Origin of the sequence: Kitasatospora sp. NPDC056184 (assembly GCF_042268405.1) — a bacterium.
Classification (GTDB): Bacteria; Actinomycetota; Actinomycetes; order Streptomycetales; family Streptomycetaceae; genus Kitasatospora.
Genome location: NZ_JBHJUI010000025.1, coordinates 1 through 19,482, shown reverse-complemented (window position 1 = coordinate 19,482; position 19,482 = coordinate 1). Strand labels below are relative to the sequence as shown.

Here is a 19,482-nt window from a genome sequence, read left to right as displayed (position 1 = left end):
GGGTGCGGCCGTACTTCTTCTTCAGCTACGCGCGGCGGGACCATCTGGCCGGAGGCGCCTTCGTCGACCAGTTCTTCACCGACCTGCGGGACGAACTGGCGCGGATCGAGCCGGAGGCCGGGCCTGGCGAGCTGGCCTACCGCGACACCGAGCGGCTGCGGGTCGGCGACGACTGGGAGCGGCAGCTCTCCCGGATGGTCGGCGCCAGCCGCACCATGGTCGCGCTCTACTCGCCCGCCTACTTCGCCAGCGACTACTGCGGCAAGGAGTGGACCGCCTTCGACCTCCGGACGCGGCGCCACGAGGAGCAGACCGGCGAGAGCGTCCCGGCGCTCATCCCCGTGCTGTGGGAACCGCCGCCCGAGGACCTGCCCGCCGAGGTGCGGCGGATCCAGTACGTCCAGCACGACTTCGGCGCGGAGTACGCCACCGGCGGGCTGCGCCACCTGCTGCGGACCGACCCGCACGGCGCGGCGTACCGCTCGGTGGTGCGGGTGATCGCCGAGCGGGTGCGGGAGGCCGCCGCCTGGCGGGTCGCCGAGCACCGGGACCTCGACCTCGGACGGGTGGACGGCTGCTTCCCGGTCCCGGAGATCGCCGTCCCCGCCGGCCGCAGCAGCCTGGTCCGGCTCTTCGTCGCCGCCCGCTGGGCCGGGGACCGACCGGCCGCGGCCGCGGAGGACGGCGACCGCGTCCCGGCGCAGCGCTCCGGGACCGCGGCGGCCGCGGGCACGGACGGCGCGGGCGGTTCCGACGAGCGGTACCGCGGCGGCTGGTACGGGGCGCACCCCCGGGACTGGGCGCCCTACCACCCGCCGCGGCTGCCCTCGCTGGCGGTCCAGGCCCAGCAGGTGATCACCCGGGCCGGGCACAGCACCAGCCTGGAGACGGTCGGTGACGACCTCGCCGACGCGCTCGACCGGGCCCGGGAGAACAACGAGGTCAGCGTCCTGCTGGTGGACCCGTGGGCGGCCGGCCGGGAGCCCTACCGGCAGGCGCTGCGCGACTTCGACCGGCAGAACCACCCGGTCACCGCCGTCCTGCTGCCCGACAGCTCCGACGACCCGCCGTCCGGTCCGGCGCGCGCCCGGCTCTGGGAGGGGGTGCGCGAGGTGTTCGCGCGCACCTGGTTGCACCGGTCCGGGCCCGAGCCGCTCTTTCGCATCCACGTCCGGCGGGAACGCTTCGAGCGCGAGCTCCTGTCGACGGTCACCGTGGCCCAGAACAGGCTGCTGGACCAGATCGACGACGACCCGGTGACGGCCCGCGCCCAGTTCGGGCTCGGCCCCGACCCGCGGCCGATGCCCGGGCTCACCATCCCGGCCTGGCCGCCGCCCGCCGCGTCGCGTCCGCCGGAGCCGCCGGCCCCGGCGGGGCCGCCCCTGCCGCGCCCGGGGAGCGCCCCGGGGAACGGAGCCGCCCCCGGGGCGCGGGCGGCCCGGCACGAGCAGACCGTGCCCCCTGCCACCCGGGCACCCAGTGAAGGAGAAGCGGACCGATGAGCCCCGATCACGCCGCCCTCGCGGACCACGGGTCCGCGGCCCTGGCACCCCCCGCCACCGGCACCGTCGTCACCTTCTATTCGTTCAAGGGCGGCACCGGCCGCACCATGGCGCTCGCCAACCTGGGCTGGATCCTGGCCAGCCAGGGCCTGCGCGTCCTGGTGGTGGACTGGGACCTGGAGGCCCCGGGCCTGCACCGCTACTACCACCCGCTGCTGGTCGACCCCGAACTCCACGCCACCGACGGCCTGATCGACATGCTCCGGGCCTACGTCGACGAGGCGCTGCCCGGCCCCGACCGCCCCGGCCCCGGCCCGGACCCCCGGGACTGGCTGGCCGCCCCCGGCCGGCTGGAGCAGTACCTGTGCGGTCTGGCGCTCGACCTCCCGGCCGGCGGCCGGCTCGACCTGATGCCGGCCGGCCGGCAGAACGCCGCCTACTCGGCCGCCGTCACCAGCTTCAACTGGCGCAGCTTCTACACCCGCGCGGACATCCGCGGCGCGGAGTTCCTCTACGCGCTGCGCGAGCAGTGGACCAGCGGCTACGACTACGTGCTGATCGACAGCCGCACCGGGGTCAGCGACACCTCCGGCATCTGCACCGTCCTGATGCCCGACATCGTCGTGGACTGCTTCACCCTCGGCGCCCAGAGCATCCGCGGCGGCGTGGACGCGGCCCGCGCCATCGTCGACGCCGACGAGCGCGAGATCCGGGTGCTGCCCGTCCCGATGCGCGTCGAGGACGCCGAACGCGCCGGACTGGCGGCCGGGCGCGACCTCGCCCACGACGCCTTCGACCCCTACCTGGGCCGCTGGCTCGGCCCCGAGCGCCGCGCGGAGTACTGGCGCGACGTCGAGGTGCCGTACAAGCCGTTCTACGCCTACGAGGAGGTGCCGGCCACCGTCGTCGACCGGCCGCGGCAGGGCCGCACCCTGCTCGCCGCCTTCGAACGGCTGGCCGCCTGGCTCACCGACGGCCGGGTCGACGCGCTGCACCCGGTCCCCGACGACGCCCGCCGCCGGTTGTACGCGGCCTACCTGCGCACCGGCCGCACCCGGTCCCGCCAGGTGTACGTCAGCTACGCCCCCGCGGACCGGGTCTGGGCCGAGTGGATCGCCGGGACCCTGCGCGGCTTCGGCTACCTCGCCACCCTGCACAGCGCCGCCGTCCCGCTCGACCCCGGCCCGCCGCAGGCCGCCGCGCTGCCCGAGGCCGCCGGCCCGCTGGACGGCGACGGCCGGCTGCTCGTCCTGCTCACCTCCGCCTACACCGCGCTGCCGCGGGCCCGGGAGATCTGGCGCCGGCTGACCACCCAGGACCCGGTGGGCGACTCCGGCGGCCTGCTCGCGGTGCGGGTCGGCGCGGCGGAGCAGCCGGAACCGCCCCAGTTCGCCGGGCACCGGGTGCTGGACCTGCCGACCCGCTCCGCCGAGCAGGCCGAGGCGAAGCTGTTCGAGCTGATCGGCCCGCCGCCCGGTGCCGGGCGCTGGATGGACTCCGGGGAGTTCACCGTCTCGCGGCTGCCGCGCTTCCCCGACGGCCGCCCCACCGTCCAGGAGCTGCCGCCGCGGCTGCCCACCTTCACCGGCCGGACGCGGCTGCTGGAGGCCGTCCGCGACGGCTTCACCGCGGGCGCCGACGGGGCGCCGGTGCAGGTGCTCTACGGCATCGGCGGGGTCGGCAAGTCGCAGGCCGCGATCGAGTACGCGCACCGCTTCGCGGCCGGCTACGACGTGCTCTGGTGGGTGCCCGCCCAGCAGCCCGCGGTGATCCCGCAGAAGCTCGCCGAACTCGCCCCCGGCCTCGGCCTGGAGAGCGACGGCGACGTCACCCGCACCGCCCGCGCGGTGCTGGACGCGCTCAGCAGCGGCCGGCCCTACCGCCGCTGGCTGCTGCTCTTCGACAACGCCGAGGACCCGGAGCAGCTGGACCCCTGGCTGCCCGTCGCCGGGCCGGACGGCCACGTCCTGGTCACCTCGCGCGACCGGCGCTGGGCCCGCCGGCACGGCCGCACCGAGGTCGAGGTGTTCGACCGGGCGGAGAGCGTCGAACTCGTCCGGCACTTCAACACCGGCGTCGAGCGGGCCGACGCGGAGCGGATCGCCGAACTCCTCGGAGACCTGCCGCTCGCCGTCGGCCAGGCGGCCGCCTGGCTCCAGGAGACGCCGATGCCGGCGGCCACCTACGCCGACCTGCTCGACGAGACGCTGACCGACATCCTCGACCGCTCGGTCCGCTCCGGGTCCGACTCCGGGCCCGCCCGGGCCGTCGAGGAGGGGCCCAACGCCACCGCCACCGCCGCCACCTGGCGGATCGCGGGCTCCGACCTGCGCCGGATCAACGCCCCGGCCGCCCGGCTGCTGGAGATCTGCGGATTCCTCGGCCCGGACGCCATTCCGATCGGGCTGCTGTACAGCCCCCCGGTGATCGACGCGATCGGGCTCCCGCTGGGCACGTCCGAGTCCGACCACCGGCTCGCCGTCGGCGACATCCTGCGGACCGTCAACCAGTTCAACCTGGCCCGCTACGACCAGGCCGCCGGAACGCTGGTGGTGCACCGGATCGTCCAGGCGCTGCTGCGCGAACAGGTCGGCGGGGCCGACCGGGAGCGGGTCCGCGACGTGGCCCACCGGGCCCTCGCCCTCGCCGACCCCGGCGATCCCGACGACCCGCACCACTGGCCCCGGTACGCCGAACTGCTGCCCCACCTGCGCCCGTCCGGCGCGGACGAGTCCCTCGATCCGGCGGTCCGGCAGTGGATCGTCAACTCGGTCCGCTACCTGTGGCAGCGCAGCCTCCACACCGCGGGCCGCGAGCTGGCCGAGCGGGTCCTCGCCCACTGGCGCGAGGTCGGCCGGCTGGGCACCGAACTGGACGTCAGGGTGCAGCTCCTGCGCGTCCAGCTCGGCAACATCCAGCGGACCCTGGGGCTTGCCCGGGAGGCGTACGAGAACGACCGGGACGCCTTCGACCGGCTGACCACCCTGCGGGGCCGGGACCACCGGGACGTGTTCCCGGCCGCCACCAGCCTCGGCGCGGACCTCCGGCACCTGGGCCGCTACCAGGCGGCGCGGGAGCTGGACGAGGAGACGCTGGCGGTCGCGCGCCGGGTGCTGGGCCGCGACGACCGGCGCTCGCTGATGGCCGAGAACAACCTGGCGCTCTCGATCGCCCTGGCCGGGGACTTCACCGGGGCGGTGGCCATCCACGAGGACCTCTACCCGCGGAAGCTGGAGGTGTTCGGGAAGCGCAGCCCGTACACGCTCAGCGGCTCGGTCACCTACGGCCACGCGCTGTCCGAGGTGGGGCGGCTGAACGAGGCGCTGCCCCGGCTGGAGAAGGCGGTCCGGCGCAGCCGGGACGTGCTCGGGGAGGACCACGACGACACCCTGCGCGCCAGGCGGTACCGCAGCGCCACCCTGCGGCGGCTGGGCCGGCTCCCGGAGGCGCTGGTCGAGGCCGAGGACGTCCACCAGCGGTTGTGCGGGCGCTACGGGCCGGACCACCCCGCCGGCGCGGTCGCCGCCGGGACGCTGGCGGCGGTGCTCGGCGTGCTCGGCGACGGCGAGCAATCGGTCGAACTCGCCGAGGAGTCGTACCGGTACCACCGCGACCACCTCGCGTCGGGACACCCGGCGGAGCTCATCGCGGCGGGCAACCTCGGGGTGGCGTTCCGCCGCGCCGGCCGGGTCGAGGAGGCCGGGCCGATCTCCGGCGAGGTGCTCGAAGGCCTGCACGGGGTGCTCGGCGAGCGCCACCCGTGGGTCGCCCTCGCCCGGCTCAACCGGGCGAACGACCTGGCCCGGCAGGGTTCGTACGCCGAGGCGGCCGGGCTGGCCGACGAGGCCGCCGCCCTGCTGACCGAGCGCCTCGGCCCGGACCACCCGGACTCCCTCGCGGCCTCGGCGAACCTGGCCCTGGCGCTCACGGCCCTCGGCGAGTCCGGGCGGGCGGCGGAGCTGGCGGCCCGGACGCTGGCCCGGGTCCGCGCGGTGCTGCACGACGGCCACCCGCTCACCGAGGCGATCCGGGTGGGGGAGTGGCTGGACACGCTGATCGAGATGCCGCCGACGTGACGGCGGACCGGTCCACCGGCGAAGGGGAGTCGTCCATGGAGCAGACCGCGGAGCCGGGTGCCGCGCCCGTGCGGTCCGAGCCGTGCGGTACCCGGGACCGCCCCGCCCTCGCCGACCTGGCGCGACTCGACGCGGGCGAACTGGCCGGCCGGCTCGAACTGGCCCTGGCCGGTGCGGGCGTCCGTCCGGTCTCTCCGTTCGACTCGGCTCTCTGAGAAGATGATTAGCGGGCGTCCGACCCTGGAAATGAGGCGTCATGACGCCTCCTCCGCTTCCGCTCACGCAGGTCGTCCTGAAGGTCCACAGCCGGTGCGACCTCGCCTGCGACCACTGCTACGTCTACGAGCACGCCGACACCGGCTGGCGCTCCCGGCCGCGCGTGATCGGGGACGCCGTGCTGGTGAGAGCCGCCGAGCGGATCGGGGAGCACGCCGCCGCGCACGGGCTGACCGCCGTGCGCGTCGTCCTGCACGGGGGTGAGCCGCTGCTCGCGGGGCCGGCGGTGATCCGGCGGGCGGCCGAGACGCTGCGGGCCGCGCTGCCCGAGGTCTGCGAACTGGACCTGCGGGTGCACAGCAACGGGGTCCGGCTCAGCCCGGCGTACTGCGAGCTGTTCGACGAACTCGGCATCCGGGTCGGCCTCTCGCTGGACGGCGACCGGGCCGCCAACGACCGCCACCGCCGGTTCGCGGACGGCCGCTCCAGCCACCCGCAGGTCCTGCGCGCCGCCGGTCTGCTGCGCGAGCCCCGGTTCCGGCACCTGTACGCGGGGCTGCTGTGCACCGTCGACGTGGACAACGACCCGCTCGCCGTCTACCGGGCGCTCGCCGAACTGGAGCCGCCCGCCGTGGACTTCCTGCTCCCGCACGCCACCTGGGAGCGTCCGCCCGAACGGCCCGCCGGGGCGGGCGCGACGCCGTACGCCCACTGGCTGCTGGCCGCCCACGCGCAGTGGGAGGCGGACGGCCGCCCGTTCGCCGTCCGCACCTTCGACTCGGTGCACCGCACCCTGTCCGGGCTGCCCGGCCTCGGCGAGGCGCTCGGGCTGGAGCCGGTCGACCTGGTGGTGCTGGAGACGGACGGGACGTACGAGCAGGCGGACAGCCTGCGGACGGCGTACGACGGCGCGCCCGCCACCGGGATGGACGTCTTCCGGCACAGCCTCGACGAGGTCGCCCGGCACCCCGGGACGGCCGCCCGGCAGTCGGGCCTGGCCGGGCTGAACGCCACCTGCCGGGCCTGCCCGGTGGTGCGCTCCTGCGGCGGGGGCCTGTACGCGCACCGCTACCGGGACGGCTCCTTCGACCACCCCTCGGTGTACTGCGCGGACCTGCGGGCGCTGATCGACGGCCTGGCGGCCCGCGCCGGGGGCGGACGGCGTCCGGCTCCGCCGGTGGACGTCGCCGGGCCGGAGCTCGGCGACGCGCAACTGGGCGAACTGGCACGGGGACTGGGCGGGCCGGAGACCGTCCGCACCCTGGCCCGCTCCCAACTCGCCCTCACCCGGGCGATGCTGGCCGCCGTGCACGGCTCCTCGGGGCTGGCCCGCTCGGCCGCCTGGGAGCTGCTCGCCGACCTCGACGCGGCCGAACCCGGCGCCGTGGACGTGGTGGTGGCCCACCCGTACGTCCGGGCCTGGGCGGCGCGACGGCTGGGCGGCGACCCGGGCGCGGGGCTCGGCACGCTGGCCGAACTGGCCGCCGCGGCGGCCGTCCTGGCGGGGCGCGGGGACGCGGTGGCGGTGCCGCTCCGGGAGGGCGTGCTGCACCTGCCGACCCTCGGCCGGCTGGTGCTGGGCGGGGGCGCCCGGGAGGCGCTGGTCACCGGCGGACGGACGGGCTGGACGGCGCGCACCGACGACGGCACCCTCACCGGCCCGGGCGACCCGCGCTGGCAGCCGGTGCGGCGGATCGGGTTGGCGGGAGGGCGCGTGCTCGCACTGGAGGACGTGGACCCCCAGCGCGCCGCCCACCGCTGGCCGGTGGCGGACCGGCTGGGCGCCGCCGAGTACGCCTGCTGGGCACGGGACCTGGCGGAGGCCGCCGAGCTGCTCGACCGCGACCTGCCCGCGTACGCGGCCGGGCTGTGGGCCGGTCTGACCACCGTGACTCCGCTGCGGCCGGGGGCCGACGGGAGGGACGTCAGCTCGGCGGCCCGGCAGGCTTTCGGCGCGGTCGGCATCGCCCGGCCGCGCACGGCGCCGACGCTGGCACTGCTGCTGGCCCACGAGTTCCAGCACGTGAAGCTGGGCGCAGTGCTCGACCGCTGGGAGCTGTACGACCGCACCGACACCCGCCTGTTCGAGGCCTTCGGCCTCTCCCCACGCCCGATCGGCTCCCTCTTCCAGGCGGTCTACGCCCACCTGGCGGTGACCGCCTTCTGGGGCACCCGCGCCCGCGCGGACGAGGCCGCGCAGGCCCGCTTCACCCACTGGCGCGCCCTGACCGACGCGGCCGTGGACCTGCTGGCCACCAGCGGCGCCCTGACCCCGCTCGGCCACCGCTTCGCCGCCGGGGCCCGCGAGTCGGTCGACTCCTGGCTCCCCCTGCCGCGGCAGCCCGTTCTCTAGGGCGGTCGGCCGCAGGCGTCGCCGGCCGTCCACGACGTCCGGGACCTCTCACCCGCCCCCTCGTCCGGCCGCGGCGAGGGGGCGGAGCGTAGATTCAGACCTCATGAACGAGCTGCCCCCGGTCCTGGTCACCCGCCGTCTCGCGCCCGGTGTCGTCGAACGGCTCACCGCGAACCTGCCGGCCACCGTGCACGACTCCGACCTGCCGATGGAGCGCGCGGACCTCCTCGCGGCCGTCCGCGGCCGCCGGGCGCTGATCAGCACCCTGGACGACCGGGTGGACGCGGAACTCCTCGACGCGGCCGGTCCCGGGCTCAGGGTGGTGGCCAATCACGCGGTCGGCTACCACAACGTCGACCTCGCGGCCTGTGCCGAGCGCGGCATCCCGGTCACCAACACCCCCGGCGTGCTGACCGCCGCCACCGCCGACATGGCCTGGGCCCTGCTGCTGGCCGCCACCCGCCGGCTCGGCGAGGGGGAGCGGCTGCTGCGCTCCGGCGGGGCCTGGGCGTGGGCGCCGAACTTCCTGCTCGGCCTGGAACTGACCGGCACCCCGCTGGGCGTGCTCGGCATGGGCCGGATCGGCCGGGCGGTGGCCCGCCGGGCGGGCGGCTTCGACATGCCCGTCCGCTACCACAACCGCACCCCGCTCCCGCCCGAGCAGGCCGACGGCGCCGAGTGGCTGCCGCTGGAGCAGCTGCTCTCCACCTCGCCCGTGCTGGTCGTCACCTGCCCGCTGACCGCGGCCACCCGGCACCTGCTGGACGCCCGCCGGCTCGCCCTGCTGCCGCCCGGCGCGGTGGTGGTCTCGATGACCGCCGGCGTCGTCGACGAGGAGGCGCTCGCCGCCGCCCTGGAGTCCGGCGCGCTGTTCGCCGCCGCCGTCGACAACTTCGAGCGCGAGCCCGCCGTCCCCGCCGCCCTGCTCGCCCAGGACCGCGCCGTCCTCGCCCCGCACCTCGGCAGCGCCACCGTCCGCACCCGCCAGGCGATGGGCGACCTCGCCGTCGACAACGTCCTCGCCGTCCTCGCCGGCAAGGACCCGGTCACCCCGGTGGGCCGGTAGACGCGCCCCGCCGGACGCTAGGCGCGGTCGGCGGGGTTGTTGACCTCGCGGCGGGCCTGCCAGGTGGTGTGCTCGCGGGAGACGGCGTCCTCGGCGTCGCGGGAGAACCGGGCCCAGAGCTCCTCGGCGTCGGGGGCGCCGACGTCGAGGTGGGCCAGCTGGGCGCGTATCTGGGCCAGCTCGTCGGCGGCCAGGCCGTAGGCGGCGGCGAGCGGGCGGTACTGGCGCAGCTGGGCCCAGGCGGTGACCGAGGCGGCCACGGCGGAGACGGCGCCGAGCGCGTCGAAGGTGAACTCGCCCATCGCCCGCAGCACCGCGAGCACCAGGCCGAGCAGCGGCAGTCCGACGCCCGCCACGCCGGTCCAGAAGCCGGCGCGGGCGCAGGAGCGGGCCTTGGAGCGGTACCAGTCGTGCTGGACCTGGATGCGTTCGCGCAGGTAGACGTCCCGGCGGACGGCCAGCGGCTGGTCGCGCAGTCCGCGCATGGCCGGGGTGATCCGGCTCTCCGCGGGCCGGCCGGCCAGGCCGGGGCCGACCGCGCGGCTGCCCCGGAAGGCGTGCAGCACCCGGCCCAGCTGGAGGCCGTAGAGGCCCTCGGCGTCCGGCAGCGGGCGCGGGGGCGGCTGGACGGCGTCGGCGCGGACGGCGAACTTCCAGGCGAGGGTCTTCACCGACTCGGCGGCGGCCCGGCCCTCGTACCAGAGGCCCTGCGGGTTCTGCCGGCTGGTCACGGCGGAGAGGGCGATCGCGCCGAGGTAGGCGACGGCGGCGAGCCAGGCCCACGGCGTGCCGTCGGCGGAGCCGGCCGTGGCGGCCGCGACCAGGAGCAGCAGTTCGGCGGCGGCGAGCCGCACCGTCCGCTGCTGCCCCTGTTGGGAGGCGGAGTCGGCCGCCCAGAAGAGCTCCGGCAGCAGCTCGCGCTCCCGCACCCGGTCCGTCCAGCCCGTACCCGACGTCATTCCGTCCCCCACTCGCAGCTCCACCGCCCCGGCGGTACTTGCCCGGACCGGAGGCGCGGTACGCCTCGGACCGGGTCGGGCCGGGCGGTGCGGACGGGAACGCGGCGTGGGGGACGTGGGACGGAGGAGGCGCGCGGTCCGACGGCGGGGCGTGCGGTCCCGGGCGCGCTCCAGGTCGTCGGCGGTCCGTCGGGTGGCCCGGCGGCCGGCCGTCGGGGACGGGCGTCCACGCCGGTCGGCCGGTCGGCGTAGGCCGCCCGGTACCGGCGGTCCCGCCCCCGTACGGCGAACGGCCCGGCGCGATCAGAAGGTGTAGAAGACCCGGTCCGCGTTGTCGGCCATCTGCTTGGCGTTCCACTCGGTGCCGCCGGGCACGTTGCCGGAGCGGAACAGCGGCGGCGTGGCACCGGTGCCGGCGAGCGCGGCGTCGGCGAGCCGTTCCACCGCGGTGGCGACCACGGCCTGCATCAGCGCGCTGGTGACGACGGTGGAGACGGGGCCGAAGGTGGTCTCGGCGCCGGGGTGGGTCAGCTCGCCGTCGCCGACCGCGATCTTGTTGTCCAGGACGACGTCGCAGTGGTCCTTGAGGTAGCTGCCGGAGGGGTGGCCGGAGGCGATCTCGCCGGGGTAGGCGAGCGAGGTCAGCCCGATCACCTTCATGCCCCGGTTCCGGGCGTGCTGGGCCAGCTCGACCGGCATCACCTGGCGACCGGAGAGCGAGACGAGGAACAGCAGGTCACCGCTGGTGGCGGGGGTGAGGTCCAGGGCGGCGGTGGCCAGCCCGGAGACCCGCTCCAGGGCGCTGGACAGCGGCGCCGGCATCACCGTGACCCCGGCCATCCCGGGGACCTCCAGCAGGTTGACCGGGACCAGCCCGCCGGCCCGGTAGACCACGTCCTGGGCGGCCAGCGAGGAGTGGCCGGAGCCGAAGGTGAAGATCCGGCGGCCCTCGGAGACCGCCTCGGCCAGCAGCGCCCCGGCCGCCTCGATGTTCTCCGCCTCCTCGGTGCGGACCCGCTGGAGGTGGGCGATCGCGGCGTCGAAGTACCGGCCGACCAGCTCGCTCATCTGCTGCCTTCGCTCTCTGCCGGTGGGGGGCCCGGCCGGGTGGGGGAAGCGGTCGCGGTGGTCCGGACCACTGGTGGAGAAAGCTCTGGCGAGCACCGTGCTGCCTCATCGGCGCCGCTGTCAACAGGCGGGAAACGCCGCCCCGCGCCCTGCGGCGGACCCGGTAGTCGGTGCGGTGCGTCAGAATTGGCGATGAGGACACCGAGGAACGGAGCCAGCGGCGATGTCTGGGCTGATCGACACCACTGAGATGTACCTTCGCACCATCCTGGAACTGGAGGAGGAGGGCATCACCCCGATGCGCGCCCGGATCGCCGAGCGCCTGGAGCAGAGCGGTCCCACGGTCAGCCAGACGGTCGGCCGGATGGAGCGCGACGGACTGCTGCGCGTCGCGGGCGACCGGCACCTGGAGCTGACCGAGGAGGGCCGCCGGCTCGCGGTGCGGGTGATGCGCAAGCACCGCATCGCCGAGTGCCTGCTGGTCGACGTGATCGGCCTGGAGTGGGAGCAGGTGCACGAGGAGGCCTGCCGCTGGGAGCACGTGATGAGCGAGACGGTCGAGCGCAAGGTGCTCGCCATGCTCGGCCACCCCACCCAGTCCCCGTACGGCAACCCGATCCCGGGGCTGGACGAGCTGGGCGACGCCAAGGCCGAGGGCGAGGGCTTCGACGCCGGGCTCGTCCCGCTGGACTCCGTGACGCCGGGCGCGGACGGCTCCGACGTGGTGGTCCGCCGGATCGGTGAGCCGATCCAGACCGACGGCGACCTCATGCGCACGCTGCGCCGGGCCGGGGTCCGGCCGGGGTCGACGGTGCGGGTGAGCGCCGGGGTCGGCGGGGTGCTGGTGGGCACCGGCGACAACGCCGCCGAGCTGGGCAAGGAGATCGCCGCGCACGTCTTCGTCGCGCAGGCCTGAGCAACGCCGGACGGGGCCGGGCGCTCCCCGCGCACCCGGCCCCGTCCGGCCCCTCCCGTTCCCTCCCGCTCCCCGTGGCACCGGCCTCCCCGAACCCGGCCGGTACCACGGCCCCGCCCTGTCCCTCCCGTCCCCTCCGTTCCCCTCCGGTCTCCCCTCCGTCCCTCCCGTCCGCCTCGCCCGGCTTCCCCGACCGAGCGCCCCGTCCGGCGGCCCCTCACGTTGAGAGTTCTCCCACTCGGACGATCAAGGCAATCCTTGAGCGCTGTCACTCGTACGAGGGGCTTTCGCCGTTGACCAGCGGGTACACCGAAGCCTTATCCGCACATGCGTATGACGGGCCCCGCCTCCGGTGGGAGACAAGGCCCGTCACAGGCGCGCGGGGTGTCGCGCGGGGCGCGCCCTCACCCGATCGGCGCAGGGCGGCAGTCGGGGGGAGCGGTCAGCGCACCGCCGCGGGGCGGGCCGACCGGGCGGCGGAGGACGGCGCGGCGCGTCCGCAGGCGTAGGCCAGCGGACCGATCAGCTCGGCGGCGTCCGGCAGCCAGCGGTTGAGCGCGGTGGGCGAGCGGGCCCACTGGGCGAAGCCGCTCGGGCCGACCCGGGACGGCGGGGCCACCGTCCAGTCGCCCTCGCCGCGGGCCACCAGGTCCAGCCGGCCGGGCGGCCGCCCCAGCTTGCGGAGCAGCTCCGGCACCCTGGCCGCCGCACCGGGCAGCACCAGGAAGTGCAGCCGCCGGCCGGACCGGCCGGGCGCGGCCGGGACCGCCGCCACCGGCCCGAGCGCCAGCTCCATCCGCTCCATCCGCGCCAGCGCCAGGCAGCCGGCCGGCTCCGGGACGTCCAGCACGTCGAAGGACCGGCCGGTCGGCAGCAGGATCGAGGCCTCCGGGTGCTCCGTCCACCACCGCCGCACCGCGCCCGGACCCGCGCTCGCCCGGCGCGTCCAGTCGGTGTCGATCGGGTGGGCGCCGGGAAGAGCGCAGCGCGGCTCGCCGCAGGAACAGCGCACCGGCCCGTCGCCGTCGACCGGCCAGGTGCCCGGGGTGACCTCCCAGTGACGGGTCTCGGCGTAGCCGACGGCCTCGGTGAGCAGCGGGGGCGGGTTGGCGCCGGGGCCCTGGTCGGGGGGAGCGGGGATCTCTTCCACGGGGTGCTCAACTACCGTGCGTGAGAGGGGTTACGGCCCGTTCCCGGCCGCCGCGCCGCGCGACGCCGATTCACCCGAACCGGTGAGGCGGACCGTGCGGGAGCGCGCCGGGGGGAGGCAGGGTGGGCGCAGTGGGGGCGCACGGGAGCATTCTCCCGGGCGCGTGGGGGGTCGGGATCGTCACCGTGGGTATCCCGGTGGCGTTGCTGATCGCTAACCTGGTGTCAGTTTCCTTGAACGGTCGGACAGTCGGCAACTCGGCAACAGAGATCAGCAGAAAGCGTCGCCCGCCGGCCGGGACCGGAGGGTGTGGGGAGGCGAAGCCCAAATGGCCGCGAGACCACTTGTCGCACGACAGCCCAACGAGCGTCTCCAGCAGCTGATCCAGGAGGCCAGCTGCTCCAACGCCGGTCTGGCACGGAGAGTCAACCTCTGCGGTGCCGAACACGGTCTGGACCTGCGGTACGACAAGACCTCCGTCGCGCGCTGGCTCCGCGGCCAGCAGCCGCGCGGGCAGGCCCCGGCGGTGATCGCCGAGGCGCTCGGGCGCAAGCTGGGGCGCAGCGTGTCGGTCGAGGAGATCGGCATGGCCGACGGCAAGAACCTCAGCTCCGGCATCGGCCTGCAGTTCGCGCCGACCCTGGGCGCCGCGCTGGAGCAGGTCTGCGAGCTGTGGCGCAGCGACGTCGGGCGCCGGGACTTCCTGACCGGGGCGACGGTGGCGGCCTCCGCCCTGGTCGAGCCCAGCCGGGACTGGCTGATCACCCCGCCCGACCCGGTGGTGGCCCGCACCGGCGGCACCCGGGTCGGCCCGACCGACGTCGCGGCCGTCAAGGCGACCACCGCGATGCTGGTCGACCTGGACCACCGGTTCGGCAGCGGGCACGTCCGCCCGGTGGTGGTGCACTACCTCAACAGCGTGGTCTCCGGACTGCTCGGCGGCTCCTACCGGGACGAGACCGGCCGTCAGCTCTTCGCCGCCGTCGCACGGCTGACCGAGCTGGCGGGCTACATGGCGGTGGACACCGGCCAGCCGGGCCTGGCCCAGCGCTACTACATCCAGGCGCTGCGCCTCGCCCAGGCCGCCGACGACCGGGGTTACGGCGGGTACGTGCTGGCGGCCTCGATGAGCCACCTGGCGGCGACCCTGGGCAACCCGCGGGAGATCGCCCAGCTGGCCCGGGCCGCCCAGGAGGGCGCCCGGACGGTGGCCACCCCGACGGCGATGGCGATGTTCTACGCGGCCGAGGCGCGCGGGCACGCCCTGCTCGGCGACGCCAAGGCCTGCGAGGCGGTGGCCGCCAAGGCCCTGGAGATGATGGAGAAGCGCCGCCCGGAGGACGACCCGGACTGGATCGTCCACTTCGACGACGCCTACCTCGCCGACGAGTTGGCCCACTGCCACCGGGACCTCGAACAGGCCGGCCCGGCCGAGCACTACGCCCGCCGGGCGCTCGACCTGCACCCGCCGACCCGGGTGCGGCGCCGCGCGGTGGACCTCGTGCTGCTGGCGACGGCGCAGCTCCAGCAGCGGGACGTCGAGCGGGCCTGCGAGACCGGGGCCCAGGCGGTCCGGCTGCTGAGCGGGCTGCGGTCCAACCGGGGCGTGGAGTACCTGGACGAGTTCCGGCGCCGGCTGGAGCCCTACCGGGAGCAGCGGGTGGTCCGCGAGTTCCAGGCCCGGGCCGAGGCGGAGGCCGCCTGAGCCGGGGGCCGTCGAGGAGGACGGCGGGCAGCGTGCGGGGTCGGTGAGGGACGGTCCGCCCACGTGGTCGGCCGGTTCGGTGAACCGGTAGCGTGGGCGCGACGTCCATGGAACTGTGATGCTCCCAAGAACCGACGAGATGTGGTCCGCCGTCAGCGCGCGGTCGTGCACAGGTGAGGAATCGCGTTGAGCCAGCGCCGCTCGTACCCCAACTCGGGTGACTTCAACCTGGACGACCTGTTCCGCCCGGAGCCCGGTCAGCAGCCGGGTCCGCCGCAGCCGGGGCAGCCGGGGCAGCACCCCGGCCCGCCGCCGCAGGGACAGCCGTACGGGCCGCCGCAGGGGCAGCAGGCCGGCCGGCCGCCGGTGGGTCAGCCCCCGGTCGGCGGGCCGCCGGCCGGGCCGTACCCGGGGCAGCCGTCCGGGCAGCCGGAGTACCTCGGGGACAGCGCGCTGCCGACCCAGGCCATCCCGGCCCAGCCGGGCTGGGGCGGCGCCCCGCAGCCGGGCTACCCGGCCGACCCGGCCCAGGCGACCCAGTACCTGCCGCCGTACCCGGGAGCGGACCCGCAGGCGGCGGCCGGATACCCGCCCGCGCCGCAGGCGTACGCCGACCGGCCCGCGCCCGGGTACCCGGGCGAGGCCCCGGCCGGGCGGGACGGCGGCCGGGCCGGCCGTTCCTCCTCCAAGCTGCTCATCGGCGGCGTGGTGGCGGGCTGCCTGGCGGCGGCCGTCCTGGTCGCGGTGCTGATGAACGGCGACGACGACACCTCCGGCACGGAGAAGAAGGCCGTCCCCCCGGTCAGCGGCAGCGGTCCGGCGGCCGCGACCGCCCAGAGCGCCGGCCCGACGACCGCCTCGGTCAACCCGGAGGTCAAGGCGCAGGCGCAGGCGCTCTCCGATCTGCTCGGCACCGCCAACGACAGCCGGCAGGCCGTGATCGGCGCGGTCGCCTCGGTGCAGAAGTGCGACAAGCTGCCGGAGTCGCAGCAGGCGCTGACCGCCGCGGCCGGCCAGCGCCGGGAGCTCCAGACCAAGCTGGCGGGGCTGAAGACCGACAAGCTGCCCGGCGGCCCGCAGCTGGTCGAGCAGCTGAACGCGGCGTGGACGGCCTCGGCGACCGCCGACGACGAGTACGCGGCCTGGGCCGGGGACGCCCAGGGCGGCTGTGACCCGAAGAAGAACGACAACCAGCACTACAAGAACGCCGTCGCCGCGAGCGGCACCGCCACCACCGCCAAGAAGCAGGCGGCCGGGCTCTGGAACACCGTCGCCGGCCAGACCGGCCTGCCGACCCGCACCGACGGCGACCTCTGACCCCGGCCGGCCCGGGCGGCGCCCGCGCACGGCGAGGGCCCGACCGTCGGACGGCCGGGCCCCGGGACCGCGGGGTGGAGCGGTGGATCAGGCCGGCGGCTTGCCCCCGGTGAGCACCCAGCGCACGTCCACGAAGCCGGGCCGCTGCAGGGTCAGCTGCCCGCCCTTGACCACCTGGTAGGTGACCCAGGTGTTCACCAGCCGGGGCGACTCGGTGCTCGGCAGCATGTTGGTGGTCGCCCAGTTCAGCGGCGGGGTGAGCCCCACGTCGATCTGCTCGCCGCCGTCCAGCAGCGCGGTGATCGTCTTGCCGGTGACCTGCCGTCCGGCCGCGTCCAGCCGGTCGGAGACCTGGCGGAACACCTCGAAGGCCACCCAGGTGGTCTGCACCCCGGGGTCGGCGGCGTCGATGTGCCGGCCGGCGGTGTCGGCGCGGATCACCGCGCGCAGGCCGTCCCAGATCTTGGCCGACTCCGGCGGGTACCAGCCGGTCACGAAGGCGCCGGCGAGCGGGCCGTTGTCGCCGCCGGTGGAGTCGACCACCGACTGCTGCACACTGCCGATCACCGAGGCGATCCGGGTGTTCTTCGCGCCGGTCCGGCGGAAGGCGTCGAGCAGGTTGCCGGTCGGCTCGGCGCCCAGCGCGCTGGTGACGCAGTTGCCCGGCTGGTCGCCGCCGATCGCCTTGCGGACCTCCGGGGAGTAGTCGTTGGACTTCTCCGGAGCCTTGACGTCCAGCGGCTTGATCCCGGCCGGCTTGAGCGCGTTGCCCAGGGAGCCGAGCAGGTTGTCGCCGGCCGGGGTGTCCGGGCGGATCACCGCGACCGACTTGCAGCCGGCCTCCACCAGCTGCCGGCCGCTGCCCGCGATCAGGGCCGGCAGGCCGCCGCCCACCGGGTAGGACAGCGGGCTGCTGAACTCCGGCTGGGACAGGCCGTAGCCGCCGATCAGCGGGATGCCGGCCCGCTCCAGGACGGGCATGAAGTCGTCGCCGTACTGGCTGTAGGAGCCGAGCACCGCGACGGCCTTGGCGTCCACCGCCTGCTGGGCGCAGGCCTTGGCGCCGTCGGAGGAGTTGTGCTCGTTGCAGGTGATCACCCGCAACCGGCGGCCGTGCAGGCCGCCCTTGACGTTGATGTCCCGGCCGATGGCCTCGGCCAGGGCGGTCATCCCGGGGCGGTCGGCCGCACCGGTGTCGGACGGCGCCCAGGTCATCACGGTGAGGTCGCCGCTGCCGGTGGCGGCGTCGGCCGGTCCGCCGCACGCGGAGGCCGAGAAGAGGGTTGGGAGCAGCGCCGCGGCGGTCGCGGCGGCAGCGATCGGGCGCCGGCGGCGCCGTCCCGCGATCAGGTGCATGGCCTGGGACGAGCCCGTACGGCTGGTCATCGGTCTTTCCCTCCCTGGGCGCAGTGCTGCGCACCGGTTCCAGCCAATCCCCGGTGTCGCAAGCCGAGAGGACCGTCCAGCCAACAACCGGCAAACGGGGGCGGAAATCCGAGGGGGGACGCGTGTAGATCGGGAGTGGAGCACGAACGGTCGGGGAACGTACGATCGATTCCCATGTCCGCCAGCACAGAATCTTCGTATCGGTCTGCCCGAAACCCTTCTCGTCCGGGCCACCGCTCCAGCACGATGGGCGGCATGCCGCTCAACGACCTTCCCTGGTGGCGCTGGCGGGCCCGACTCCGCTCGGCGCTGCACATGCTCTCCGACCCCGGGTTCCAGCGGGAGGCCTGGCTGGCCGGCCGCGAGGGGTACGGGGACGTCACCGACGCCGTCTACCGCCTGGTCGAGGACACCTGGCTGGACCGCTGGTCGGCCGAGAAGTACGTCGGCACGATCTTCCGGGACTCCGCCGAGGCCACCCTGGTGGACGTCGCGGTGCTGCGGGTGGTGCGGATCCTGCACGAGGTCGGCGCGGACGCCCCGGCCTCGGCCTACCTGGAGCACCACGGCTGGCCGGAGGCGGTCCGGGCGGCCCGCGAGGCGCACGTGAAGCTGGCGGTCGGCGACGGCGAGGACCCGGACGTCCCGCCGCGCTCGCTGGACGTGCTGCGGATCCTGACCCAGGTCTGAGGGGACGCGGCGCAGGTCGGGGGCGGCCCGTCCCGCAGTGCGGGCAGCCCGGTGGGGGTCCTTCCGGAGTGTGACACGCTGGAGCATTCACTCCAGCACGAGCCCAGGACGGATACCCCCACCGTGGAACAGCAGCCGGCCAGCGCCCAGTACGTCCTCACGCTGTCCTGCCCCGACAAGCAGGGCATCGTCCACGCGGTCTCCAGCTACCTCTTCATGACCGGGTGCAACATCATCGACAGCCAGCAGTTCGGTGACGGGGACAGCGGTCTGTTCTTCATGCGGGTGCACTTCTCCGCCGCCGAGCCGGTGACCGTCGACAAGCTGCGGGCGAGCTTCGCCGCGATCGGGGCCTCCTTCGGGATGGACTGGCAGATCCACCCGAGCGAGGAGAAGCTGCGGATCGTCCTCATGGTGAGCAGGTTCGGGCACTGCCTGAACGACCTGCTGTTCCGCACCCGGATCGGCGCGCTGCCGGTGGAGATCGCCGCGGTGGTCTCCAACCACACCGACTTCCGCGACCTCACCGAGGGCTACGGCATCCCGTTCCACCACATCCCGGTGACCCGGGAGAACAAGGACGAGGCCGAGCAGCGGCTGCTGGACCTGGTCGCCGAGGAGAACGTCGAGCTGGTCGTGCTCGCCCGCTACATGCAGGTGCTGTCGGACCGGCTGTGCACCGAGCTCTCCGGCAAGGTGATCAACATCCACCACTCCTTCCTGCCGAGCTTCAAGGGCGCCAAGCCGTACCACCAGGCGCACGCCCGGGGGGTGAAGCTGATCGGCGCCACCGCGCACTACGTCACCGCCGACCTCGACGAGGGCCCGATCATCGAGCAGGAGGTGGCCCGGGTGACCCACGACATCACCCCGGACCAGCTGGTGGCGCTCGGCCGGGACGTCGAGTGCCAGGCGCTGGCCCGCGCGGTGAAGTGGCACAGCGAGCACCGGGTGCTGCTGAACGGCACCCGGACCGTCGTCTTCGCCTGACAGTGATGATGTTCGTGGTGACGCTGCGGGTGGGTCTGACTCGCCGCCTGACTGACGTCTCGACTGTCCTGTTTGGGATTTGTCGGCT

The 19,482-nt window shown here is 75.4% G+C and carries 14 protein-coding genes; 10 read left to right on the top strand and 4 right to left on the bottom strand.

What is annotated here, in order from left to right:
* Positions 1–2 precede the first annotated feature (2 nt).
* The 5 genes from ACFC0B_RS33525 to ACFC0B_RS33505 all read left to right on the top strand — a co-directional run bounded on the left by ACFC0B_RS33525 (position 3) and on the right by ACFC0B_RS33505 (position 9,213).
* Positions 3–1,502 carry a TIR-like protein FxsC gene (locus ACFC0B_RS33525; protein WP_376094597.1) on the top strand — a complete coding sequence of 500 codons (1,500 nt, stop codon included), beginning with the start codon at positions 3–5 and terminating at the stop codon, positions 1,500–1,502.
* On the top strand, positions 1,499–5,578 hold the full coding sequence (gene fxsT, locus ACFC0B_RS33520) for an FxSxx-COOH system tetratricopeptide repeat protein (protein ID WP_376094594.1): 4,080 nt from the start codon (positions 1,499–1,501) through the stop codon (positions 5,576–5,578). Before ACFC0B_RS33525 ends, fxsT begins: the two co-directional genes overlap by 4 nt.
* A gap of 35 nt (positions 5,579–5,613) precedes the next feature.
* Positions 5,614–5,793, top strand: a complete 180-nt coding sequence (locus ACFC0B_RS33515) for a hypothetical protein (protein ID WP_376094591.1) — start codon at positions 5,614–5,616, stop codon at positions 5,791–5,793.
* A 41-nt stretch (positions 5,794–5,834) separates the two neighbouring features.
* Positions 5,835–8,147, top strand: coding sequence for an FxsB family cyclophane-forming radical SAM/SPASM peptide maturase (locus ACFC0B_RS33510; RefSeq protein WP_376094588.1), 2,313 nt, complete (start codon positions 5,835–5,837; stop codon positions 8,145–8,147).
* A 103-nt stretch (positions 8,148–8,250) separates the two neighbouring features.
* Complete coding sequence (locus ACFC0B_RS33505) at positions 8,251–9,213, top strand: 2-hydroxyacid dehydrogenase (RefSeq protein ID WP_376094585.1); 963 nt, start codon at positions 8,251–8,253, stop codon at positions 9,211–9,213.
* Between the two features lie 17 nt (positions 9,214–9,230).
* Here ACFC0B_RS33505 and ACFC0B_RS33500 read toward each other — a convergent pair whose 3' ends face one another.
* The gene (locus tag ACFC0B_RS33500) at positions 9,231–10,172 is read right to left on the bottom strand and encodes a DUF4231 domain-containing protein (RefSeq protein WP_376094582.1); all 942 of its coding nucleotides are present in this window, start codon (positions 10,170–10,172) and stop codon (positions 9,231–9,233) included.
* 303 nt (positions 10,173–10,475) lie between these two features.
* Complete coding sequence (locus ACFC0B_RS33495) at positions 10,476–11,240, bottom strand: SIS domain-containing protein (RefSeq protein WP_376094579.1); 765 nt, start codon at positions 11,238–11,240, stop codon at positions 10,476–10,478.
* 223 nt (positions 11,241–11,463) lie between these two features.
* On the opposite strand from ACFC0B_RS33495, the gene ACFC0B_RS33490 reads away from it, so the two are divergent.
* Complete coding sequence (locus ACFC0B_RS33490; RefSeq protein ID WP_376094576.1) at positions 11,464–12,156, top strand: metal-dependent transcriptional regulator; 693 nt, start codon at positions 11,464–11,466, stop codon at positions 12,154–12,156.
* A 442-nt stretch (positions 12,157–12,598) separates the two neighbouring features.
* On the opposite strand, the gene ACFC0B_RS33485 is transcribed toward ACFC0B_RS33490, so the two are convergent.
* Positions 12,599–13,306, bottom strand: coding sequence for a bifunctional DNA primase/polymerase (locus tag ACFC0B_RS33485; protein ID WP_376094572.1), 708 nt, complete (start codon positions 13,304–13,306; stop codon positions 12,599–12,601).
* A 328-nt stretch (positions 13,307–13,634) separates the two neighbouring features.
* Between ACFC0B_RS33485 and ACFC0B_RS33480 the strand changes: the two genes are divergently transcribed.
* Positions 13,635–15,011 (top strand): transcriptional regulator, encoded by a 1,377-nt coding sequence (locus tag ACFC0B_RS33480; protein ID WP_350553764.1) that lies wholly within the window; start codon positions 13,635–13,637, stop codon positions 15,009–15,011.
* A 186-nt stretch (positions 15,012–15,197) separates the two neighbouring features.
* Entirely contained in the window at positions 15,198–16,328 is a 1,131-nt protein-coding gene (locus ACFC0B_RS33475) for a hypothetical protein (RefSeq protein ID WP_376094569.1), read from the top strand.
* A gap of 87 nt (positions 16,329–16,415) precedes the next feature.
* Here the strand turns inward: ACFC0B_RS33475 and ACFC0B_RS33470 are convergent, their stop codons facing one another.
* Positions 16,416–17,714 carry an ABC transporter substrate-binding protein gene (locus ACFC0B_RS33470; RefSeq protein ID WP_376094566.1) on the bottom strand — a complete coding sequence of 433 codons (1,299 nt, stop codon included), beginning with the start codon at positions 17,712–17,714 and terminating at the stop codon, positions 16,416–16,418.
* Positions 17,715–17,888: 174 nt separating this feature from the next.
* Between ACFC0B_RS33470 and ACFC0B_RS33465 the strand changes: the two genes are divergently transcribed.
* Together ACFC0B_RS33465 and purU are read left to right on the top strand one after the other, a co-directional pair.
* Positions 17,889–18,404 carry a hypothetical protein gene (locus ACFC0B_RS33465; RefSeq protein WP_376094563.1) on the top strand — a complete coding sequence of 172 codons (516 nt, stop codon included), beginning with the start codon at positions 17,889–17,891 and terminating at the stop codon, positions 18,402–18,404.
* Between the two features lie 123 nt (positions 18,405–18,527).
* Positions 18,528–19,394: a formyltetrahydrofolate deformylase gene (gene purU / locus ACFC0B_RS33460; RefSeq protein ID WP_376094560.1), complete on the top strand. Its 867-nt coding sequence runs from the start codon at positions 18,528–18,530 to the stop codon at positions 19,392–19,394.
* Positions 19,395–19,482: the final 88 nt, after the last annotated feature.